22 protein-coding genes are annotated in these 22,361 nt (G+C 64.0%); 9 read left to right on the forward strand and 13 right to left on the reverse strand.

Annotated elements, in window-relative coordinates; genetic code table 11:
• Positions 1-38: 38 nt before the first annotated feature.
• From LVJ94_01210 to LVJ94_01220, 3 genes are all read left to right on the forward strand, one after another.
• Positions 39-971, forward strand: a complete 933-nt coding sequence (locus LVJ94_01210; protein ID WXB05881.1) for a hypothetical protein — start codon at positions 39-41, stop codon at positions 969-971.
• A gap of 106 nt (positions 972-1,077) precedes the next feature.
• Positions 1,078-1,404 (forward strand): hypothetical protein, encoded by a 327-nt coding sequence (locus LVJ94_01215; protein ID WXB05882.1) that lies wholly within the window; start codon positions 1,078-1,080, stop codon positions 1,402-1,404.
• 49 nt (positions 1,405-1,453) lie between these two features.
• Entirely contained in the window at positions 1,454-3,112 is a 1,659-nt protein-coding gene (locus tag LVJ94_01220; protein ID WXB05883.1) for a DUF885 domain-containing protein, read from the forward strand.
• Here the strand turns inward: LVJ94_01220 and LVJ94_01225 are convergent.
• Positions 3,082-3,456: a hypothetical protein gene (locus tag LVJ94_01225; protein ID WXB05884.1), complete on the reverse strand. Its 375-nt coding sequence runs from the start codon at positions 3,454-3,456 to the stop codon at positions 3,082-3,084. The two genes, LVJ94_01220 and LVJ94_01225, sit on opposite strands and share 31 nt — an antisense overlap.
• 114 nt (positions 3,457-3,570) lie before the next feature.
• On the opposite strand from LVJ94_01225, the gene LVJ94_01230 reads away from it, so the two are divergent.
• Positions 3,571-4,248 carry an antibiotic biosynthesis monooxygenase gene (locus LVJ94_01230; protein WXB05885.1) on the forward strand — a complete coding sequence of 226 codons (678 nt, stop codon included), beginning with the start codon at positions 3,571-3,573 and terminating at the stop codon, positions 4,246-4,248.
• Positions 4,249-4,252: 4 nt separating this feature from the next.
• On the opposite strand, the gene LVJ94_01235 is transcribed toward LVJ94_01230, so the two are convergent.
• The 4 genes from LVJ94_01235 to LVJ94_01250 all read right to left on the reverse strand — a co-directional run bounded on the left by LVJ94_01235 (position 4,253) and on the right by LVJ94_01250 (position 9,978).
• Positions 4,253-6,553, reverse strand: a complete 2,301-nt coding sequence (locus LVJ94_01235) for a discoidin domain-containing protein (GenBank protein WXB05886.1) — start codon at positions 6,551-6,553, stop codon at positions 4,253-4,255.
• Positions 6,554-6,869: 316 nt separating this feature from the next.
• Complete coding sequence (locus LVJ94_01240) at positions 6,870-8,063, reverse strand: SLATT domain-containing protein (GenBank protein ID WXB05887.1); 1,194 nt, start codon at positions 8,061-8,063, stop codon at positions 6,870-6,872.
• 260 nt (positions 8,064-8,323) lie between these two features.
• Positions 8,324-9,199: an acyl-CoA thioesterase II gene (tesB, locus tag LVJ94_01245; protein WXB05888.1), complete on the reverse strand. Its 876-nt coding sequence runs from the start codon at positions 9,197-9,199 to the stop codon at positions 8,324-8,326.
• Between the two features lie 2 nt (positions 9,200-9,201).
• Positions 9,202-9,978, reverse strand: a complete 777-nt coding sequence (locus LVJ94_01250; protein ID WXB05889.1) for an AraC family transcriptional regulator — start codon at positions 9,976-9,978, stop codon at positions 9,202-9,204.
• A gap of 82 nt (positions 9,979-10,060) precedes the next feature.
• On the opposite strand from LVJ94_01250, the gene LVJ94_01255 reads away from it, so the two are divergent.
• Entirely contained in the window at positions 10,061-10,927 is an 867-nt protein-coding gene (locus LVJ94_01255; protein WXB05890.1) for an SDR family oxidoreductase, read from the forward strand.
• A gap of 6 nt (positions 10,928-10,933) precedes the next feature.
• Here the strand turns inward: LVJ94_01255 and LVJ94_01260 are convergent, their stop codons facing one another.
• Entirely contained in the window at positions 10,934-11,665 is a 732-nt protein-coding gene (locus tag LVJ94_01260) for a class I SAM-dependent methyltransferase (protein ID WXB05891.1), read from the reverse strand.
• Between the two features lie 202 nt (positions 11,666-11,867).
• On the opposite strand from LVJ94_01260, the gene LVJ94_01265 reads away from it, so the two are divergent.
• A complete protein-coding gene (locus tag LVJ94_01265; protein ID WXB05892.1) occupies positions 11,868-13,136 on the forward strand; it encodes a ThuA domain-containing protein in 1,269 nt (422 codons plus the stop codon).
• Positions 13,137-13,315: 179 nt separating this feature from the next.
• Here the strand turns inward: LVJ94_01265 and LVJ94_01270 are convergent, their stop codons facing one another.
• Positions 13,316-13,678 (reverse strand): ester cyclase, encoded by a 363-nt coding sequence (locus LVJ94_01270; GenBank protein ID WXB05893.1) that lies wholly within the window; start codon positions 13,676-13,678, stop codon positions 13,316-13,318.
• Positions 13,679-13,832: 154 nt separating this feature from the next.
• Between LVJ94_01270 and LVJ94_01275 the strand changes: the two genes are divergently transcribed.
• The 3 genes from LVJ94_01275 (at position 13,833) to LVJ94_01285 (ending at position 17,210) form a co-directional block, all read left to right on the forward strand.
• The gene (locus tag LVJ94_01275) at positions 13,833-14,678 is read left to right on the forward strand and encodes a helix-turn-helix transcriptional regulator (protein WXB05894.1); all 846 of its coding nucleotides are present in this window, start codon (positions 13,833-13,835) and stop codon (positions 14,676-14,678) included.
• Between the two features lie 76 nt (positions 14,679-14,754).
• Entirely contained in the window at positions 14,755-15,873 is a 1,119-nt protein-coding gene (locus tag LVJ94_01280) for a hypothetical protein (GenBank protein WXB05895.1), read from the forward strand.
• A 209-nt stretch (positions 15,874-16,082) separates the two neighbouring features.
• Positions 16,083-17,210 carry an iron-containing redox enzyme family protein gene (locus LVJ94_01285; GenBank protein ID WXB05896.1) on the forward strand — a complete coding sequence of 376 codons (1,128 nt, stop codon included), beginning with the start codon at positions 16,083-16,085 and terminating at the stop codon, positions 17,208-17,210.
• A 212-nt stretch (positions 17,211-17,422) separates the two neighbouring features.
• Here LVJ94_01285 and LVJ94_01290 read toward each other — a convergent pair whose 3' ends face one another.
• From LVJ94_01290 to LVJ94_01315, 6 genes are read right to left on the reverse strand one after another with little or no spacing between them, the layout of a single operon-like run.
• A complete protein-coding gene (locus LVJ94_01290; protein ID WXB05897.1) occupies positions 17,423-17,965 on the reverse strand; it encodes a heme NO-binding domain-containing protein in 543 nt (180 codons plus the stop codon).
• 10 nt (positions 17,966-17,975) lie between these two features.
• Positions 17,976-18,473: a hypothetical protein gene (locus LVJ94_01295; protein ID WXB05898.1), complete on the reverse strand. Its 498-nt coding sequence runs from the start codon at positions 18,471-18,473 to the stop codon at positions 17,976-17,978.
• Positions 18,470-19,630 (reverse strand): hypothetical protein, encoded by a 1,161-nt coding sequence (locus LVJ94_01300; GenBank protein WXB05899.1) that lies wholly within the window; start codon positions 19,628-19,630, stop codon positions 18,470-18,472. Before LVJ94_01300 ends, LVJ94_01295 begins: the two co-directional genes overlap by 4 nt.
• Positions 19,627-20,265, reverse strand: a complete 639-nt coding sequence (locus LVJ94_01305; protein WXB05900.1) for an OmpA family protein — start codon at positions 20,263-20,265, stop codon at positions 19,627-19,629. The genes LVJ94_01300 and LVJ94_01305 overlap by 4 nt, the downstream gene beginning before the upstream one ends.
• The gene (locus LVJ94_01310) at positions 20,265-20,636 is read right to left on the reverse strand and encodes a roadblock/LC7 domain-containing protein (GenBank protein WXB05901.1); all 372 of its coding nucleotides are present in this window, start codon (positions 20,634-20,636) and stop codon (positions 20,265-20,267) included. Before LVJ94_01310 ends, LVJ94_01305 begins: the two co-directional genes overlap by 1 nt.
• Before the next feature lie 25 nt (positions 20,637-20,661).
• The gene (locus LVJ94_01315) at positions 20,662-22,098 is read right to left on the reverse strand and encodes a serine/threonine protein kinase (protein WXB05902.1); all 1,437 of its coding nucleotides are present in this window, start codon (positions 22,096-22,098) and stop codon (positions 20,662-20,664) included.
• Between the last annotated feature and the right edge of the window lie 263 nt (positions 22,099-22,361).

Below are 22,361 nucleotides of genomic sequence, written 5' to 3' on the forward strand. Positions count from 1 at the left end.
AATAAAGGACGCCTTCGCCGGTTGAAGGCGGACGCTACGTGCACGAGCTCATCGATCGACCCAGCTACGAGGCGCGCCGCGCCAACCGGCGCGCCCGTGTGTCGCTGGTCATGGCGTGCGGCCTCCACTCCGCCTTGCTCGTCGCCATGTGGAGAAATCACATCGTTCTCACGCCGGCGGATCGGGACGAGTCCGCGGAGGACGTCGTCGATCTCGATCTTGCGAGCGAGGTGCCGCCGCCGATCCCACAAGCCGAGGAGGTGCCCGTCGAGCCCTCCCGCGTACTACCCGAGCCTACGCCGGCGCGTGAGTCTTCCGCGACACCCCGCCCCCAGAGCAAGGGGGGCGGTGGCGATGGAACCCCCAACGTCGAGCCAGCGCCGCCTGCACCATCGGGGTCGGCGTCGGGCGGGTGGACATTCTCGCCCACCGCGCGGGGCCCCGTCGATTTGGGGCTCGGCACACCGGGCGTGACGGGAAAGCTGCCGCCGGGCGCGATCCCGAAGGTCGACGCTCCCGCCGACGAACGCCCTTCGGTTGGTGCAGAACTGGCCGCGGTGTTCGATCAAGGGCGTGGCAGCCCCGTGAAGGCCGCCGTGGAGATGGCGGCCCGCGGCAGCGAGGCGCCGGAGAACGGCAAGGCGGTGTTCGACGTCACCGTGGGCGTCGAAGGTGGCGTGCAAATCAGCCTCGTCTCGGCCACCACCAATTACGAGGGCTGGAATGAACTGATTGCGACCATTCGAAAGCATCTTGCAAAGAAGAATGTACGCATCCCGCCAAACGCGAAGGGATTCCACGTCGTGGTGGAGGTCGAAGCGCACGACCAGCTACCCGACGGAAAATCCGTCGGCTCCTCCGGTTTCGGCGAAAATCGCAGTGGTGCCTTTACGCTGCCCAGCGTCGAAAATATCGGCGTCCGTCCGATGCGAATCGTCTCTTCCCGGATCACTCGCGAGAACCGGCTTTGATGATAGGGTAGTCGCGCCGTCCGCTTCCTTATTCACGAGCGGCGGGCTTTGGAAACTCCAAACGACGCGCCACGCCATCGGCGGGGCCGATCCTGAGAGGTTTGCCATGAAGCGACATTTCGTATCGAGCATTCTTGGTGCCGGTTTCTTGGTTGCCGTTTTCACCGCGGGCGAGGCGCGCAGCGTCGCCGCGACGCCGGACACGCGCCAAACGGAAAGGTGCAGTGAGCCTGCGCCCGAGGCCGCGCCGGCGGGTTCCACCTTCCAGGGCTGTTGGAGCTACTTCCCGCAGGGCCCCTGCCGCGCCGTGTACCGCGACGCCGCCGGCAATGCCACCCTGTGCGGAAAGTGCGGGCCCACCGGAGAGCCCAACCCCGACGGCTGCAGCGGCATTGGCGACGGCACGTTGGAACACGGGTATTGGTGCTCCTGACGTAAATCGTCGCGGGCTGGATGACGGGGGATTCGGATAAAACGGAGGGATGACCGTCCTCCAGCTCGCCGACACCATGCTCGATCTTTTGGCGGAAGAAGATCCGCTGAACGAGCTTTTGCAGGGATATCCCGGTTACGAACACCGCCTGCCCGATCCCGACGAGGCGGCGGAATCGCGCTTGCGCGAGCGCGCGCAGGCGCTGGCCCAGGCGGCGCGTGAGCTCGAGCCGGCCGCCGAGGACGAGGTGACGCACGCGTTGCTCCTGCAGCAGGCGGAATCGCTCGTGGACCGCATCGATGCGCGGCTCATCGAGCACACGATGGCGGATTACATCACTGCGCCCATCGCCAAGTTGCTCTTGGCGCTGCCGCTCGTCCGCGTGGCGCGTGTCGAGCAGGAGGAAGCGTACCTCGAACGCCTGGCCGCGGTGCCCGAGTTTCTCGGCAAGGCCGCGCAACGGCATCGGCAGGGCGTCGCTGCGGGGCGCCTTCCCGTGGCCGAGCGCGTGGCGGCTGCGCGGACGCGGCTCGAGGCATACCTCGCCGCTCCCGAATCCGATCCACTGCGCCGTCCGTCGCTGACCGGCGTGCGCGTGGAGCAGCGCGATCGCCTTTTGGCCGACGAAGTGCGGCCGGCCTTTGCCGCATACCGTGAGGTCCTCACCAAGGAGATTGCTCCGCACGGTCGATCGGAGGAACGCCCCGGCCTATGCTGGCTTCCCAACGGCGGCGCGACCTATGCCGCGCTCGCGCGCACGCACACCACGACGGGGCATACGCCCGAGGAATTGCATCGCATCGGGCTCGAATTGATCGAGCGCCTCGCCGGCGAATACGTGGCCATCGGCGCTTCCCTCTTTGGCGTGCGCACGGTCACCGAGGTGCACGAGCGCATGCGCACCGATTCGGCGATGCGCTGGAAGGATGGCGCCGAGTTGCTCGCGTGCGCGCGGGCAGCCATCGATCGGGCGGAGGCCGCCGCGCCGTCGTGGTTTGGGCGATTGCCCTCGCACCCGTGCGCGCTGGAGCCCACGCCGCCGGAGGCGGGGGAGGCCGCGGCGGCGGCGTATTACATGCCCGCGCCCATGGATGGCTCGCATCCTGGTACCTTTTATGCGAATACGCACCGCGCGAACGAGCGCAGTCGCTACGGCATGGAGGCCACCTCGTTCCACGAGGCGGTGCCGGGTCACCATTTCCAAATTACGATTGCGCAGGAGCTAAAAGGATTGCACATGCTCCGCCAGGTGGCGGGCATCAATGCCTACATCGAAGGCTGGGGCCTTTACGCCGAGCGCCTCGCCGACGAAATGGGGCTCTACTCCAGCGCGCTCGATCGTCTGGGCATGCTCGCGGCCGATTCCATGCGCGCGGCGCGCCTCGTCGTCGATACGGGATTGCACGCCCTGGGCTGGAGCCGCGCGCGCGTGGTGGACTATTTGCGTGCAAACACCGTGATGGATGATGTGGAGATCCAATCCGAGACGGATCGGTACATCGAAATGCCGGGCCAGGCCCTCTCCTATATGGTGGGGCGGCTCGAACTGCAGCGCATGCGCGCCAAAGCCCAGACCGAATTGGGCGCGGCCTTCGACTTTCGCGCCTTTCACGATCTGTTGCTCGGGGGCGGGGCCTTGCCCATGGCCGTGCTCGACGGCGTCGTGTCCGCGTGGAGTCAGGGCTTGCGCACGTCCAAATCGGGATAGTGCTTTTTCATGAATGCGAGGGCCAGCGCCGTATGGCAACGGCGGACGTCGGGATTCTTCGCCGTGGGACAATTGCACCCGAGGTACACGTCGCCTTCGCGCGCAAGGTCGGCCAGGGCATCGAAGGGCCCTCGGTCTTCGGAGAACCGCGCGTCGAGCAGGGCTCGGTAGTTCGTGGTGAACGTGCGCCAGGCGGAGGCGTCATCGGCGCGCCCGAGTACCTCTTCCACCATGTCGGCCGTGGGCCGGAGCACGTGGCGGGTGTGCTTTCGCGTATCTTGCCGAATCCCCTTGGGCAGACTCGACGCTGGCGCGCCGCGTACGATGGAATAGCGGGCGAGCATCTACGTCCCTTCGACACCGAGCGGCGTTTTCATGGGCGACAGGGTAACACCCACCGGTAAAAAGTCGTGAGCACCCCTTGACCTAAAGTTAACTCGAGGTCCCATAATCAGGGCATGAGTGAGCCTCTTTGTCTCCCCGACTTCATGCGGCCCGACGTGGGCTGCGTCGTGACGAGCGTCTGGTACCTGGGCAGCTACGAGCGGCAGCGTGCCGCCGCGGACGCGGCCATCGAAGCATGGAAGCAGCTGCCGTGGCCGGAGGAGTGCATTTCGAACAATTGCTATTTGAGCCCCGACGGCAAGCTCGTCTGGTTCTACGGCCAATGGACCAGCGAGGAAGCTCACCGCGCGTTCTCACGGACGCAGCGCTCGCTCGTGGCCGAGGCCGTCGACCGGGCCGTGTCGAACGTTCAACGCATGGGCGTCATCCGCTCGCGCGTCCAACGCAACATGTCCCAGAGGCGCGACATTTTTCCGGGGTGCATCATCCTGGTGACCATTGCCACCGACGGCCCCGAGCACCAATTGCAAGTCGAGCAGACGATTTTCTCGCGCATCGTGAGAGAAGGCGCACCCGCGCACCCCGGGGGCGTTGGCGGGCACCTCCTTTTCAGCAACGACGGCAAGCGCGTCCTCGTCTACGCCGAATGGACCAGCGAAGCCGCACACCGGGACGCCTTGCAGTCCGGCGTCCTCGGTGGAAGGGGCGGCATCTTCGAGGGAATGTCCGGTATCGAGGGCATTGGCTTCGACCGGTACCACTTGTACCGAAGGGTCGAGCGCCCCCGATGAAGGACTATGGCGAGTACACCTCGAACTCGGAGCATTGGCCGGCGGGCCATCCGGTGTTCGCGGTGATCTGAAGGCGGATGTACCTCTGTGAGCTTGCCGGAAAGGTCAGGGTGGCGGTGTTGTTGCTGGCCGGATCGAAGACCACCCCGCGCGACGAGAGCAACGTCGTGTAATTCGAATTGTCCGTGCTGCCCAGGACCGACAGCGTTTGCGTGCGCGTCCCCCAGTTGGCAGCAGGAAGCTTGAGCACCACCCGGTTCACGCTTCGGTTGGTCCCGAGGTCCACGGTGAGGGTCTGCGGGAAGGAGTTGTTCGTGCTTTCCCAATACGTATTCTGGTTTCCGTCGACGGCATTGCTTGCCGGGTAATTGCCCAGCGAGCTGCTCGCCGCGACCGGCCGATTGAGCGCCAAATTGCCCGTGGGGTTGCCACCGCTGTCCGTGCCCGTGTCCGTGCCCGAATCGGTACCGGCGTCGCTGCCGCCGTTGTCTCCGTCGTAAATGGGGGTGGGCCAGCTGCCGCAATAGCTGGTGCTCCACCCGGAATTGCCACCCTGGTCGACGATGGTGAAGGCGCCGCTGCCCATGCAATTGTACATGCCGGCGCGGCCGATGTTCGTGGCCACCACGTTGGAGAACGTCGCCCTGCCATTGGCCTGCAGCTGCAGCGCGAAGGTGCCCGCGCCCTGGATGCGCACATTGGAGAAGTGCACGTCGTTGGCCGGGTTGTCGATGAATTGGATGGCCTCGTAATTGTTGTCCACCAGGTCGGTGTCGCTCACGTTGATGGTGCCGTTCAAGCCCGATTCGCGCCCGTCGAACCAGAGGGCGCCGACGCCGAAGTTCCAGTTCGAATCGAGCACGCCGCAGCGGATGGCGGTGTTGCGCGCGATGGTGGTGGTGCCGCTGAGCGCAACGGCCGAAAAGCGGTTGGCCACGTGGATGGCTCCGCCTTGATCCTGGTTGTCGGCGATGACGTTGTCGGTCACGCTGTTACCGTACCCGCCGTAGATGGCAATTCCATTGGCGAGAATCGGCGCGATGACCGTGTTGAAGGAAAATACGTTGTCATGATCGGCATTGTATTCCGACCACATGGCCAGGCCGTCGTCGCCCAAGTTGCGCCAAAAATTGTTGGTCACCGTGACGTGGCTGACGCCCTGGTGCAGGTTCAAGCCGTCGGCGGTCTGGTCGAGGATGCGGTTGTCGCGAATGGTGAGGCCATCGAAGGGCCCGTCGAGCCACAATCCCACCTTGGTATGTTGAATCCATAGCCGGGCGATCTCCGAACCGCCGCCCAGCGCACCGCCGATGCCATTGGCCTGGTCGCAGTCGACCCGCTCCTTGACCTCGCCGATGATGGCAAAATCGTACAATTTGACGTTGCTGCTCGTGCTTCCGCGGGTGCCGCCGACGTCGCAGCTCGGGGGCTCGCCCAAGCCGAAAATGCCCGCGCGATTGCCGCGCAATTCGCTGTACCACGCGCCCGCGCCGCGGATGGTCACCTGGTTGACGGTGATGTGGTGGCCAATCATGAACACACCCGACGGAATCCACACTTCTTTTCCTTGGGTGCGCGCGGCGGATACGGCGGCATCGAAGGCATTGGCATCGTCCGTCGCATCGTTGGCGGTGGCGCCGTATTCGGTGACGGAGAGCGAGTTCGCCGGGCGCGTGCCCGCCGCGCCTACTTGCTCGAAATCGGCGAGATCGATGGTGTACGACGGCGCATCGTTCCCCGGCCCGACCTGGAGCTTTACCTTGGTTCCCGCAGGAAGGGTCCTTCCGAGCAGCGCACGCGTTTCGTCGTAAAAATGGTGCGCCTTGCCGTCGCCGGGCCGATTGGTAAAGGGATATGAGCCGTAATACCAGCCATAGCGCGAGGTCAGGTCCAAATCGCGGTCTTTGACCCCGTCGATGTAGAGTCCCAACTTGGCATCGATGCCGGTGCCCGCCGACGAATCGGGGAGGCTGTAGCGAACATCGATGGAGTTGGCCGGCGCCGTGAGGGTGAACTCCACGTATTGGCCTTGCCCCGACAAGGTCACGGCCCTGCGGCCCGAGGCTTCCCCGGCCAAGGTGCCGGCGCTGCGGTTCTTCGCGAGCACGGTGCCATTGGTCACCGCGTTCTCGGCCTCGTGCTCGATGAACGCTACGGTGGCGCCCCGTCCCGCGACTGCGAGCGCCGACCCGATGGGAATGGACGATTCGTCGCGTGCACCTTCCTCCAAATTCCCATCGCTACACGCATAGACGGACAGCAACGTCGCCGCGACGGCAACGCTGGAGCAGATGTGTGTCCTCATGGTCGACACCTCCTCCAGCAAGTAACGAATTAAACGATGCAAAAATCAAAATTAAACGATGCAATTAAATAACAAAACCGGACACAGCGCAGCAAATCCCCGTGACGCACCGCTCCCAACGCGTCGCGTGATCCACGGAAAGAGAAACCGCCAGGACGCCAGGGTCGCCAGGGATCACCAAGGAAAACCCCATAAACCCAATCAATCCAATTAGGGTTTATGGAGTTTTCATCTGGCAACTCCTGGCGACCCTGGCGTCCTGGCGGTAAAATCAGCCGCAGGCCACCTCTGATCGCACGATCAGCCGCCGCGGGGTTTAGCCGTCGACGTCTTCGAAGGCGCGGAGTTGGGCTGCGAAGCTCGGGCCTTCCCAGTGCGGTTCGTTGGTGCGGTCGAGTGCGATTTTGCGCTCGGACTCGTAGCGGGCGCGCTCCTTGGCTTCACGCCGCAAGGCGATGCGCTCGTCGTCTTCGTAGAAGCGCGAAGGCTCGAGGGGGCCGTTCAGGTAGCCCATGGGTGGGGGGAAGGAGAAGCCGGCGTGGCGCACGTTGGGGGTGGTGTCCGCCTGCCTCTGGACGTCGCGCTCGCGGAACTTCACCGATGCGCTGAGCCTGAGGCGGAAGCGCTCTTTTGCTTCTTCGAATTGCAGTTCGAGATCTTCCGCGTCGGGCGGGATGGGCGCCTTGCCCTTGATGGCGTCGAGGCGGTGGCCCAGGCCTTCGAGCGACTTCACCCAATCGCGCCGGCTGCGGCTGTCGAGGGAGAGCAGCTCGATGGATCGGGCGATGTCTTCGTACTCGGCGTGCGCCAGATTGTGCTGACCGGCCCTTTCCAAATAACGCAGGAAGGTTTGCAGTGCGACGAGGCACGCCGCCGACATGCTCACCGCGGCGAGAGCTATCTTGAGCGGCCAGCTCCCCGCTGCCTTTTCCAGCGTACCGAAAATGGTCGTCCCCACGACGGCACCCATCAAGGTGCTGGGAATGCCCAACCAGTAGTGACGCCGTTCGAGGCGCAATGCGGCCCGGCGGTGGCTCTTGCTGAAGACGTGCGCCCACGCCTGCCACTCGGCGAGCAGATCTTTGATATCGGGGGGTGTCATGGTGCTGGCGTTCTTGCCCATGGCAACGGATCTGGAAAATGCCGCTTGCTTTGCGTTCTCGGCGGCAATCGCAAGTTTGATATTGCCGCAGGAGACGACGTCCCCCGCCACGATGTAGGCTTCCGAAACGGGCACACCATTGAGGCGGGTGCCGCTGACGGACTCGAGATCGGTCATGCGGAATCGATGGCCGATGCAATCGATGGCCAGATGCCGCGGTGAGACGGTGCGATCGCTCAGTCGTAGATCGGACAACTCCTCCGTGCCGACGTGAATTCGCATGTCGGCGAAGACGACGACCGATCGCCCAGCGTCGACTCCGTCCATCACGGAGACTCGGATAGCTTGTGCGTTTGCCGCCACGATATCGCGCTCTGGCGGGAGCGTATGACGATCCTCGCGGGTCATGGGTTGAGCCTACTTTCCGGAGCTTCGAAAGGCCCTTGGACCACGTCCGATTGCAAACCTTGGCTGCATCATGCAAAGCCCCCTTAAGCTGGATCGGAGCGTCGTGAGACGCGCCCTGATCTAGTGACGCTCAAGGTAACCAACTCCTTCCAAATAACGTAGGAGCGTCGCCAAAGTTTTGGCTGAACGAAGGCGGGATTTACAAGTGTCGTGCGCGCGACATCGAGCCCAAACGAAATTTGCGCGCGCGCATTCCGTGATTACGAAGTAGGCGTCTTCGTGCGCACGCGCATCAATCCTTCTTGTGCGGTGCTCGCAACGAGGTGCCCGTCACGCGAGAAGAAACGACCGTGCGTCAGGCCGCGGGAGCCTTGTGCCGTCGAGCTCTCCATGACGTAGAGCAGCCAGTCGTCGATGCGAAATGGGCGATGAAACCACATCACGTGATCCAAGCTCGCGAGTTGAAGGCCGGGGGTTAGCCATGCCGCACCGTGCGGAAATAACGCGGTGGTGAGAAAAGACCGATCCGAAGCGTACGCGAGCAGGCTGCGGTGCAAGGTCGGTCGATCGGGCAAGGTTCCCGTCGCACGCACCCAAACGCGACGGATCGGCGCGCGCGGCGTCGGGCGAATCGCGCTGTCCAGCACGTCGATCGCGCGGCTCTCGAAGGGGCCTGGGGCCATGGCCACTTCGCGCACCCGCGCCGGCAATTCCGTCGAGAGCGCGGCGCGCTCTTGATCCGTGGGGAGGGATTCCGGCGGAGGTACCTCCGGCATGGGATCCTGATGATCGTATCCCTCTTCCAGCTTTTGGAACGATGCCGCCAAATTGAAAATAGGTTCCCCACGTTGAATGGCGACCACGCGGCGGGTATTGAACGAGCCGCCATCGCGGATGCGATCCACGTCGTAGACGATGGGGTGGGAGACATTTCCGGGTCGGAGGAAATACGCATTCAAGGAATGTACGTGACGCTCGGCCGGCACGGTCTGTTCGGCCGCCGACAACGCCTGCCCGAGGACCTGCCCGCCGAAGACCGTTCCCCAGCCCAAGTCCCGACTCTGACCTCGAAACAGGTTTTCCTCGATGCGCTCCAGCGCGAGCAGCTCGACCAAGTCTTCCAGGGGTTTGCTCATCGTCACCCGGATGCTACCGCGCAAGCGGCGCGGGCCGGTAGATCCCCGGCAAGGAAGCTCGTGGGCGCGACCCCGAGCAGGTCGCGGAATTCCGCCACGAGATGAGCCTGGTCGAAAAAGCCTGCCTCGGCAGCCAGTTGGGCCCAGGCCGTGCGCCCGGCCTTCGCGAGCACGCGGCGGATGCGGGCGATGCGCGCGAAGCGCTTGGGCGAGAGGCCGATTTCCTCACGAAAGACCTGGCGAAAGCGACGTTCTCCGACACCGAGTCGGGCCGCCACCTCGGACAGCGTTGCGTGCGGGGCTTCTTCCAGTTCCTTCACGGCGCCGCGGACGAGGCGTTCGCGCCAGGGGTCGACCTGCTTCGGATCGAGCTGCTCGAGGAGTGCGGCTTCCAAGGTGTGGATCGTGGCTTGGAGCGAACCGCCTTCGAGGCGATCGCGCCATCGCGCGGCGTTTCGGCCCCAGAGTTCGTCGACGGACACGACGCGATTGGTGAGCTCGTGCAGGGCGACGCCCAGGAAAGCGCGCGCGCTGCCCGGCCGAAAGACGAACCGCGCATAGAGGGGAACGGCCTCCGCGGGCTTGTAGGATGCACGCATGTTGGGGCCGGCGGCCACGACCTCCGTGCCGCCATGCCGCGTGCAGAGAACGAGGGACGACGTGCCGTTGGGCAGGCGGGTGAGTGTGCGCGCGGGCGAGGCGGCCATCGACATGATGCGAATCTCCGCGATCCACGGTCGGAGCGGCGGGGTAGGGGCGAAGGTGCGTTCCTCGAACATGGTCGCATTGTAGGGGCGGAGCCGAAATCTCCAAGACGGGGCGCGGGCGGAGAACCATGGTCACGCGAAAGGAGAAAACGACATGATTCTGGTGACGGGTGCCACGGGCACCATTGGTCGCGCGCTCATGAACGAACTGCGCGCGGCTCGTGTTCCTCGGCGTGCGATGGTCCGCGACGTGGGCAAGGCGAAATCGCTCTTGGGCGGCGACGAGGACCTCGTGCAGGGCGATTTCAGTGATGCGGCATCGCTGGCGGCGGCGGTGGACGGCGTGGACGCGGTCTTTTTGGTCACGGCGGCGGGGCCCGCGTTGGCCGAGCACGATCTGGCCATGGTGCGCGCGGTCCAAGGGACCCGCGTGAAGAAGTTGGTGAAGCTGTCCTCCTTTGGCGTCGACACGCCCGGGTTGAATGCGTTGAAATCGTCGGAATGGCACCGGCCTGGTGAGCAGGCGGTGATGCAGTCCGGGCTCGCCTGGACGGTGCTGCGCCCGGGGGCCTTTGCCTCGAATGCGCTGGGGTGGGCCCCGCAGATCCGGGCGAGCGCCCCCATCCAGGTGGCCACCGGCGAGGGAAAGCACGCCGTGATCGACCCGCGCGATATCGCGGCGGTTGCGGTCCGCGCACTCACCGAAAGCGCGCACGATGGAAAGGCGTATTCACTCTCGGGGCCGGAAGCGTTGAGCACACCCCGGCAAGTGGCGATTCTGGGCGAAGTGCTGGGGCTCCCCATCGCCATCGAGGACGTTTCGCCCCAGGTGGCGGCCGATCGTTTGCGCGCGGCCGGGGTGCCCGAAGCCTACGCGGCCGCCGTCTTCGAAGGGTACACCTGGTGGCGCGAAGGAAAGGTCGCCAGTCGGAGCGACGACGTGGCGCACGTGCTGGGGCGCGAGCCCCGGTCCTTCGAGGCGTGGGCGCGCGATCACGCGGCGGCGTTTCGTTCGGATTAGGCCCGCCTAGAGCAGCGGCTTGCGGCAGACGAAAATCTCGTCGGCAAAGCCTTCGCTGAGCTTGCGCGGGGCGGTCTGCACCCGGAAGCCGGTGCTGGAGAGCACGTCGAACCAGGTCGACTTCCGGAACAGTCCTTCCACGTGTTGATCGTGCACGGAGCGCATGCTGCTTCCGTCGCGCAGCAAAAATGCATACTCGACGACGTAGGTGCTGTCATTCGGGTTCGGGTCCCACGTCCATTCGAGGCAGCGGAGTGATCGCGCGCCGTCGTCCCCCGTGTGGACGTCGTGCGACTCGTGGAAGGTCTCGCGCACGTAATCCGGAGCAAAAACGGCTGCGCCTCCGGGCCGTGTGTGGGTGAACGCCGTGAGCACGGCGGCCTCGAGTTGCTCTTCGCTGGTCAGGTACATGACCGCGTCGTGGACGAGCACCACGTCGAACACGCGATCCATCCGCAGCGAGCGCATGTCGCCCACCGTGTGCTCGCATTCCGGGTTGAGCTCTCGGCTCAAGTCGAGCATGGACTCGGAAATATCCGTTAGCGTGCAACGGAAACGGCGCTTGAGATGAAAGGCATTGTTGCCGGCCCCCGCGCCCAGTTCGAGCAGCGTCTCCGGCTTGGGCGTCGCCGCACCTTCCAACGCCGTTTGGTAGCACTCCACTTCTTCGAGGTGGTCAGCCGGGGGATCGATCAGGCGATACCAAGGTACGAGGTCTCGATAGAGGAGTGGTTGCATCCTACGCTGCTATCACGGGCTCCCTGGCGCGGCACGTTTCGGTTTTGCATGAGCTGTGAGGAGCGTTTCGAGGTCCGGTCGTAGCCCATGCAACATCTTCGAGCGGCATCTCGGCGCGGGCTTCGATGACGAATGTCATCATATTTGAGCCGTCATATGGCTGGGGTCGTGTAGATCAGGTCGCTCGGAAAGGAGGGGCGTCATGCGGAAAACCGCTCCCTGGATTTCGTTGTGGATCCTGTGTGTGTTGCTCGGGGCAAGCCCGGTGTACGGCCAGCACGAGGCGGCGCCGGCATTCAAGGTATTGGCCTTTTACAATGGCAACTTCGATGCGGGGCATATCGCCTTCGTTCGCGAGGCCAATCCGTGGTTTTCGCAGCTCGCCTCTCAAAATGGCTTTTCGTACACTGCGACCAACAATTGGAATATGCTCAATGCGAACGACCTTGCGCAATACCAAGTGGTCATGTTCCTCGACGATTTGCCCCAGACGTCCGCGCAACGGTCGGCATTTCAACAATACATGCAAAATGGCGGCGGGTTCTTCGGCTTTCATGTGTCGGCGTTCAACACGAATCCCGGCGGGTGGAGCTGGTACCACAATGAATTCTTGGGCACGGGCGCCTTCAAATCGAACACCTGGGGTCCGACCACCGCCATTTTGCGCGCAGAAGACCGCACGCACCCCTCGACGACGCGCCTGAACGCCACGTTCACCTCGTCGGTCAGCGAATGGTACGCCTGGAACAACGATCTGCGGAACAACGCGAACATCAGGATCCTCACGTCCGTCGATCCTTCGAGCTTTCCGCTGGGGACCGATCCGAACCAGAGCTGGTACAGCGGTTACTATCCGATCATGTGGACGAACAGGAATTACAAGATGCTCTATGCCAACTTCGGCCACAATGCGGTGGGCGGTTCGGGGCAGTCGACGTCGTCCACGTTCGCGAGTGAACAGCAGAATCGGTTCATCCTCGACGGGCTTCTCTGGTTGGGCGGTGGCGGTTCGCCTCCACCGGGTGGTGGCCCCATTTCCTCGACGGCCTGGTACGGCGTCAGCAACGCGGGCAATGCCAAGTGCATCGACGCACGGGGCGCCGCCTCGGGCAACGGCACGGTGATTCAACAATATGCCTGCAACGATACGTACGCCCAGCAGTTCCAATTCCAGCCGACCAGCGGCGGCTACGTGCGCATCAACAACCGCAACAACGCGGCGCAGGTCATCGACGTGACCAACGTCTCCACCGCCGACAATGCCCCGCTTCAACTCTGGGCCTACGGCAATGGAAACAACCAGCAATGGCAGCCCGTCGACGAGGGCAACGGTGTCTACCACTTCGTGAACCGCAACAGCTCGAAGTGCCTCACCGTGCCCAACGCCTCCAACGCCGACAGCGTGCAACTCGTGCAGTACGCATGCAACGGCGCTGCCTCGCAGTCCTTCCGCCTCACGGAAAAACCGTAGTCGTCGGGGAGCGCTAGAGGAGAGAGGATTCACAGGAAGACGGGAAGACGGGAAGATTTTTTTTAGTTTCCAATCAGCCAATCGGCCAAACTGTAAACCCCCAAAAAAAGCGTTCCGCGCTGCCCTCGCCGTTAGTCCTTCCCGTCTTCCCGTCTTCCTGTGAATTCTCTTTAGCCGTTCTATTGGGCGGCTTGCATGTCCCAGTGTTCGACGAGCTTTTGCTCGGTGAATCGAAAGAGTTCCACTGTTTCGAAGTCGACCTTGGCACTGCCGGCGGGCTCGGTGGGGGTGCCTTGCCAGTGGATCCACACCATGACGCGGTCGCCTTCGGCGAGAAGGTGCAGGATGTCGCCGCGGAGGGAGGAAAACCGGCGCTCGAAGCTGCGCGCGAAGGCTTCCATGCCGGCGGGGCCGGGGCCGACCCGCGGATTGTGGCTGCGGAAGTCGGGGCTTACTAGGGTATTGGCCAATTCGTACTTTCGCTCGTTGACGAGATCGACGACGAGTTTCGTCGCCAGGGTCTTGTTTTCTGTGCGATCCATGGTGGGTCCTTTCGAGCACGCGGCGGCCAGGCAGATGGCGACCTGTGCCATACGAAACGTCGCCGTTCGAAGCATGGCGTAGAGTTGAGGGCACCGCGGTGCTACGGGTAGAGGAAGAAATCATCCAGGTATCGAAACCACCAGGGAGGCGCGATTGGCGGAGGACGAACGCACGGAAATACGTCGAGAACTGGGCGCATTTCTGAGAAGCCGGCGCGCGCGTCTGTCGCCCCGAGACGCGGGGTTCGCGGGGGAGGCGAGGCGCCGCACCCCCGGCCTTCGGCGTGAAGAGGTCGCGCACCTCGCGGGCGTGGGCGTGACCTGGTACACGTGGTTCGAGCAGGGGCGCGATATCCAAGTATCGACGCAATTCCTAGAGTGCATTTCACGGGCCTTGCGCCTCGATGCGACGGAGCGCGAGCATCTTTTCGGGCTCGCGCAGAATCGTCCCCCGCCGCGGGGCCCTTCCTCTGCACCAGAGATCGCGCCCGCGTTGCGGCGTATGCTGGCGAGCATTCCCGGGCCGGCCTACCTCACCACGGCGCGGTGGGACGTGCTCGCGTGGAACGAATCGCTTTCGGCGGTGTTCGGTGATTTGGAGTCCACCCCGCCGGCGCACCGGAACATGTTGTGGCTCGTGTTCACGTATCCCGCTTATGCCGCGCGGATGACGGAGTGGGAGTCGGATGCGCGGTCCATGCTCGCCCGGTTTCGCGTCGAATTCGGTCGCCATCGCGACGATGCGGCGTTCGGGCAGCTCGTGCGCGAGCTCAAGGAGGCCAGCGCTGATTTTCGCCGGTGGTGGCCCGAACAGGACGTGCTCGCGCCCGGCGAAGGGGTGAAGCGGTTCCAGCATCCCGTAGCAGGCGAGATCGAATTCGAACATACGTCCTTCGTCGTGGACGGCGGATCCGATTTGCGCCTCGTCGTGTATACGCCGCTACCGGGCGCGAACGCGCGAAAAGTCGAAAAATTACGACGCGCCGCACGCGAGCGGTAGCAAAGGTTACCCCCGTCGCTGGTCGTCGCGGGTACCAGCGGAAATGCGCATTTCGTCGACACCGACGAGGATCGGTGTGCATCGATCACCCAACGAGGCGTTGTCACCTTTTCGCCCGCTCGAGCCGCGCGGTGCGGGGCGACCGTTTCCGGCGGGGGCCATGAAGCAGACCAAGGACAGTGCGGTTTCGGTGGACACGACGACGAACGTCGACACGGATCCGGGTTTTCCCGCGCGGTGGGGCGAGCGCACGAGTCGCGGCATTTTGAATGCGAATGGGCCGCGCCTCGACCGAACCACGCCGGACTTCCTCAGCGTGGTGCGCGATGCGCGTACATCGAAGTACGCGAACACCCTGGATGCATTTCCCGGTGCGAAGGCCGAGACGACGGATCCCGATGCTCAGCCAAGCTACAGCGCGAATTTGCACCTGAGGGCGGGGGATACGCACGAGGTGGTGACCAGCGATCTGGAGTTACCGGAGGTCGGCCCGCCAGGGCCGCCGACTTTCAACGCAGCGATCTCCACGACGTTGCCCTCGGCAACGCCCGTGGTGCGCATGCGCCCGAGCCCTGCGCGTCCGCCGAGCACCGAGACGATCGATGAGCTCATCGATGGGTTGCCCGTCCCCGTGCAACCGCAACGCAAGAAGTGGGAGAGGGCCAAACGCCATGCGGCGCGCACGCCGGCGACGCCGGTGGCCGGTGGACCTTTCCAAGAGCCTGCGATTTCGCCTCGCCGGGGGCGCCGCGGTCCATGGACCATGGCACTGGGCGCCGCGTTGTTCGCGGTCTTGCTCGTCGTGGCCTTTGCCGTGGTGCGGCTGACGAAATCGGAAGATGTCGCGAATTGGTATCAAGTGCCCAACAATACGACGGTGGCTCTGACGGTCGCCATTCAACCGCCGCCCGCGCCTGCCGCATCGCAGGATCACGTGAACGTGTCGCACGCCGTGGAACCGAGTGCATTGTCCAATAGCGAACCCGCGCGAAGCGTTCCCCGTGCGGAGCCGAGTGCACAAAAGGTCATCGCACCCGCCGTGCGGAGTGCAGACAAGCGCGCACCCAGTGAGTCGCCGGCGCCGCGAACGGCCCACGCCGACGAGCTCGAGTCCGATGTTGGCAATGCAACTTTGCCCAAAGCACCCTTGCCCCAGCCGAGCAGCGGCGTGCGAGATCTTTTGACGGGCCATTGAATGCACGCGGTGGATGAATTACAATTTAGTGCGTGATACATTCTGATTTTCCCCCTTCGATTCGGTCGGCCGGGAACGCGCCAACCAATGGCTCCCCTCTCGGCTCTGGGCATGCAACTGGGCTCGGAACTGGGCCCGGAACTGGGCATGCTGGGACGGCGAACGGACCTGCAAGCAGCGGCGGCGAAGTCGACGCGCTGCAGGTCCTTTTGCACCTGGAAGAGCGCCAGGCCACGCATCCCTTTTGGGACAATCGATTGTTCCTCGCATGCAAAGCCGGCGCGCTGAAGCTCGAGGACTTTCGCTACATTTTCTCGCAGTATTATCTCTATTCCCGGAATTTTACGCGCTACTTGGCCGGCCTCCTGGCCAACTGCGAGGATGACCTCCTGCGCGCGCGGATCACCGAGAATCTTTGGGAAGAGAGCGGCGGGACGGAACTCGAAAAACGCCACGCGCAGATCTTTCGAAAGTTCCTGCAAGAAGGCCTGGGCATCCAGGATTTGGCGGGCATCGAGTATGCCGACTTCTCGCGTTATTTCGTCCGCGAATACCTCGATTTCATTTTGAGCGGCCACCCCATGGAGGCCGCGGCGTTCCTGTCCCTGGGCACCGAGGGAATCGTCGCCCGGATGTATGGCATTTTCGTGGAGGGCCTGCTCAAAGCGGGCATTCCCGAGGAGCAGCTCTCCTTCTTCCGCATCCACATGGAGTGCGATGACGCGCACGCGTTTACTTTGCAGCAGGTGATGCTCAGTTATGCGGGCGAACGCACCTGGAGCTCACGCTGCCACGATGCGATGGAACGGGCACTGACCCTGCGCGCGCGATTCTTCGAGAACCTGTACGACGCCGTGCAGACGCGCCGCGTTCGCGCGATCATGGAGAAGATCCAGGCGCGAAAGTCGCTGGCCTCCCCGTCCGAAGGATTCCACCATCCGGCCGGCGCGGAGGGCGAGTCCCTTTACACGAATGCCATCGAAAAGTTGAACATCAAGTTCGAAGTCGACCGGATTCCCTTCCGGCCCGAGGTGCTCGACCCTCGCCTGGTCTACATTCCCCCGGGCAAGTGCAACGAACACCACCGCCACGCGCACGAGACCGTCTTTTACGTCGTCCAAGGTACGGGGTATGTCCTCATCGACTACGCGCCGCAGGAAGTAAAACCCGGCGACATCGTCTTTGCGCCGCGCTGGTGCATGCACCAAACGCAAAATACCGGCCCCGACGAAATGATCCTCCTCGCGGTTACTGACTTCGGATTAACCGGCAAAGGCTTCCTCGGCGACTACGAAAAAACCGCCCGCATGAAGCGCGCTGCCGGCGGGGGCGAATAAGAGAAGAGAATTTACAGGAAGACGGGAAGACGGGAAGACGGGAAGACGGGAAGACGGGAAGGGATTGAGGGATGTTCCTCAATCCCTTCGTTTTTTTGTGCGGCCGCATGAAAGAGCCGCGGGCAAAAAAAGAGGGATTGGGGACCAAAACCCCAATCCCTCTCTTTCCTTCCCGTCTTCCCGTCTTCCTGTGAATTCCTCTCCCTCTCCTCTTAGTTGGCCAAGCGGAGTTCAATGAGGCACTCGGCGGCGCCGGAGTGCATGCATTGGGGTTCGTGGATGGCGATGCGTTCGCCATAGTGTTTGGCCACGCCGCGGGCCATGCCTTTGGCGATGCCGCACATGCGGCGGGTCGAGCGGTAGTGAATGGCCACTTGGGACGGGTTGCGGCGTTCGGTGACCAATTGAGGCGGGCGCGCCCCCGGGTTGCGGAGGCGCACGATGCGGTGGATCATCTTTTCGGTGTTCTCGATGAGATCCAATGTTCGCCAATTGGCGTGAATGAGCGAGCGGTACACTTGGAGGAGATCGGGAACGATGAATTCACCGAAATCCTCCAGAAGGGTGGGGAAGGTCTGCCCCGTCGTTTTGGCGACCGTCCCCATGAGCAACACCGCTTCGTCGTCCGGATATTCCTGAACGGGAAGGTAAGCGCGGCTTCCCAAGCCGGCGTCGGCCAGAAGGGTCGACCACGCGGGGGTCCCCCACCTCGAACCGACGTACTTCTTCAACTCTAGAAAGATAATCCCGTGCATGTTGCGCTCGTCAGGTTGGAAGGGGCTTCAGCTCGAGGTCGAAACCGCACGCTTTGTCCCCCAGTCCCCCGATGCACGTGATCTCGTGGGCGCGTGTGCGCTTCTTCACGATGCTCTCCACCACGCCGGCAATGAGCCCGCCCTCGAAGTGGCACAAAGTCCGGCCCACCGTTTTGAGGCCCGCGCACGTCACGCACTCGTACACATCGACACGAATATGGCTTTCGGCCAGAAGCGGCACTTCGATGATGCCGACCTTGAGGGCTTTGCAGAGATCCAGGAAGTCTTCCAGCTTCTTGAGCCCCAGCGAAATTCCCAGTTTCTTGCCGGCGACGTACGCCGTACCGGCCGCGCCGCGGCCCATGATGTCTTCCAGCGCGACCAGACGCAATAGACGGTAGAGAGCTACCCCGGCATCGTTGCCCAGGGAGGGGCGCAACACGTTGAGGGCATTGGTGACCTCGACGTTTCGGCTGCGTGCGAACTCTTCGGGGGTCTGAACACTCATGAAGTCCTCTCTCTCTGTCCGTTTAGCTTCTCGCGGCCGCCTTCCACACCCAGCGTCACCAGCACCAATTCGTTCGGTGCCGACGCCACGGTGCGCGCCGTCAAAGTAATTCCAGTGTCGTCTTGAACCGATACGCGTTGCACGGCATGCATGGGAAGAAGGCCGCATGCGCGACCGCCCGCCTCCGTCAGGTAGGCGCCGAACGCGGCAAGCGCCTCTGCGTGGTCGCCGTTGCTGGCGACCAAGAATCCCAGTTCATCGGTGAGCGCGGCCGCACTCACCGAGGGTGAGCGCACGGCATCGTCGACGAAGCGCTGGAGCGAGTGTCCGTCGAGACCCGGTTTCGCGGGCGCCGAAGATAATAGCGTGGGCGAGGGCAGCGAGATTTTCTTGCCTTCTTTGGCTTTGCTCGCGAACTCCACCGCACGGAGTCGTGCATTGTCGGCTTCCAACGCTGCGACGCGCTTTTTCATTTCCGCGAGCGTCGCGCTTTCCTGTCGCAGAACCACCGTGTCGGTGCGTGCGGCTTCCAGCGCTTCCTTCGCGGCGCGCGTCTCTTCGGCGCGGAGGGCGGCCTCGCGGCGGAGGGCGTCGGCCTCGTGGCGGGCGGAGTCGAGGCCTCCGCGCACTTCCTGCTCGAATTTGACCTTCGACTCGAGTTGACCGCGCAACGTCGAAACGGTGCTCGCCAGCTCTACGAGCTTCTTGGTCGCGAGCACCTCACCCTCGGTGCCGCGCGATTCGAGCTGTTGGGTGCGGCTCTTGACGGTGGCCAGCTCTTTTTCGAGCCGTGCCACCTCGCCGCGGGTGCGCACCAGCTGATCGAGTTCGCGCTGCAGGCGTGTCGCCTCGGCGCGTTGCTCTTCCGCCGCGTGGCGCTGCTCGTCGAGAAGAAGGCGGGCGCGCTGCTCGGATTCCGCGGCGCGGGTCAGCTCCTGGGCGGAACGCTCGGCATCGGCGCGGGCTGCGGCGGCCACGGTTTCGTTGTGCTTGGCGCGAAGCTCGGCCTGCGCGAGCTCGGCGATGGCCTGCTCGGCATGCCGCCGCTGCGCTTCGTTCTGGCGCCCGATGCGAGCGCGCGCGAGGAAGTATCCCGCGGCCGCGAAGAGCGCGGCTGCCGCCAGGGACGCCAACCAGATGACGGACATGACGTTCACGGTTTTCTCCTTTCAACGTGCACTTCGACCCGGCGATTGCGGGCGAGCGACTCGGCATCCTTGCCGATCGCGATGGGGGCGCGCGCGCCGTGCGCGGCGGACGCGATGCGGCTTCGTTGGACGCCCAATTGTGCGAGTTCGTCGGCGACGGCCACGGCGCGCTGTCGACTCAGCTCGTCGTTGTAGGCCGCGGAGCCGTTCCGGTCGGAGTGGCCATCGATGGTCACCTGCAGTGTCGGATCGGCGGCCAGCATGGTTGCGATGGTTTTCAAGTCGGGGGCGCTGTCGCCCGCCGGGGTCCGGGCGTTGACGTCGAAGTGCAGGGTCACGGTCCCACTGCGCGTCTCCGTCGTCAGTTCCGCCTTCGGCGCCGGCTCCGCCTTCGGTGCAGGTTCGGCCTTCTCCTTAATAGGTTCCACCTTTTCCTTGACCGGCGACGGTGAGGCCATCGCCATCGTGGTCTTCTCGGGAGCGCTCACGAGTGGAGGTGCAGTCGGCGGCACGACCGGCGGCGCGACGCGTGGCGCGTCGGGCGTTGCCGGCGCCAACACGGCGGGCACGAGGCGTAGGTCGATGAAGGCCAGATCGACCGTGCCAAGCGCTGCGAACCCCGCAGCGAGGAGGAAGGGCTTCATCAGTTGTCCAGGTGCTCCGCGAGCTGATTCAGCGTGCGTTTCAGCTCGAGGAAGATCATCCCCAGCTTGGCCTCACGGGTGACCAGAAGCACCAATACGGACTCGGTGCCAATCGAGTTGACGATGATGTAGCCCTTGGCCGAGCGCACGTAGGTTTGCTCGACCTCGGCCCGCATCAAGTCGGCCGCGATGCGTTCGCCGACACCGAGCAGCGACGCGGCCATGCCTCCGATGAGGTCTTCGTCGACCTCATTGGGGATGTGCGAGGCGACGATGAATCCGTCGGAGGTCACCACCGATGCGCCGATGATTTCGGGCGAACTCGTCCGAAGGGAACGGAGCACGTCGTTGAGACGCTCCGTCTTGGTCATGCGGTTCTTTTCCCTGATTGCAATTTCACTGGTCGCCATCGCGGAACCTTTCTTGAAGTCTCTTCAAATTGATCTGATATCGACGTTCGCGCGGATCGAGTTCGATTGCCCGTTGCCATGCTTCCTGCGCGCCGGAGAAATCTTTGGCCGATAGACGTGAGAGCCCGTCTTCGAAAAGACGCGCGGCCTCGCTCTCTTGCGCGGAGCGTGCCCGCCCGCCCATGGGGGAGGTGCGCGGGACGGCGGCTCCGCCAAACACGGGGGAAAGCTCCCGCCGTGGCACCCGCGCGAAGATGTCGGGCGCGACGTGCACACGCTGGGCTGGAAACTCGCCCGACCGCTCCACGGGAGGTCTGTCCGACGGCATGGTCGGCGCGGGTACCGGCTGTGTCGCGGGCAGCGGCGGCGGTGGCGTGCTCTGCGCCCTGGCAATGGCCTCCGCGATCACCGAGGGGGCGCACGGTGCCGTCGGCAGCTCGGAGGCCTCCCGGTGCTCCGTGCGTTCGCTGATGGTGCGCATGATGGTGCTCGCCAAGGTGTCCGGCTCCCCGAAAATCGAGGCCATGTACCCATCGAGCGAGCGCGGATGCGCCCCGGCGTCGAGCTCGCGCAGCCGCGCCCGCAACGCCGCCGCCAAATCGGCCGCCGTGGAGAAGCGATGGTCCGGATCGCGTGCCATCGCCCGCAGGGCCGTCCACGCAAGCGGCTCGGAAATCCCCCGCGCAATCTCCTGCGGCGGCGCCGGCCGTCCCTCCAGTGCGCGCGCCAAGACATCGGCGTGCGTTGCGCCCGTGTACGGCCGGTATCCGGTGAGGCACTCGTAGAGAACCACACCCACCGCGTACAGATCGCTGCGATGATCCACGGTCGCCGCCGGCTGGATCTGCTCGGGCGCCATGTACCAGGGCTTGCCGATGAGCAGGTTGTTCCGGTTGGCGGCTCGCGTGATGCCGAAGTCGACGAGCTTCACCGAGCCGTTGAAGGCCACCATGATGTTTTCCGGGCTCACGTCCCCGTGCACCAGGCCGAGGTGCCACCCTTCGGCGTCGGCGTAGCTATGCAAATACTCGAGGGCCGAGCACACCTCGAGAAGCACCCGCAGCAGAAACCACGTGTCCATGCGGCGGTGCTGCTCCACGCATTGCTGCGCGATTTGCCTCAGCGTGCGGCCGTGCACGAACTCCATGGCGATGTAGGCCTGCCCGTCGAGCACCCCGACATCCGTGACTTTCGCAACGTTCTCGTGCTGCAGCTCGGCGGCGACGCGACCTTCTTCGATGAACAGGGACCTGAGCTCGCTGGAAGCGGCTAGCTCCGGCAGCATGGTTTTCAGCACGCCGCGCTGGGAGCTCGCGACGGTTTCGACGAACCATACGTCGGCCATACCACCTGATGCGAGTTTCGACAGCACACGATACGGACCGAAGCGTTCGCCCTCGAAAGCGGCGTTTGAGGCGCTCATCCGCGCTTGTCTCCTGTTCTCAGCCCCCTGGGTGGCTAAGCTCTTCGTCATTTTGATGGAAAGTCCCGTCCGTCGCGGGTTTGTGCGACTGTACGATGCGGCGCGCGTCGGGCGAGCAGGCGTCGCGGACAGATCCGCGGAGAGCCCTGACGGCACATAGCAAGATACGAATCGATTCCGTCGTACTCAAGACCATGTGCACGCTCGCGATGAAGATTTGGCGGACCTTTCGGCTACACGTCTCCCGCGGACGTACCTTCGTA

This window comes from Sorangiineae bacterium MSr11367 (assembly GCA_037157805.1).
In the GTDB taxonomy this organism is placed as follows: domain Bacteria; phylum Myxococcota_A; class Polyangia; order Polyangiales; family Polyangiaceae; genus Pendulispora; species Pendulispora rubella.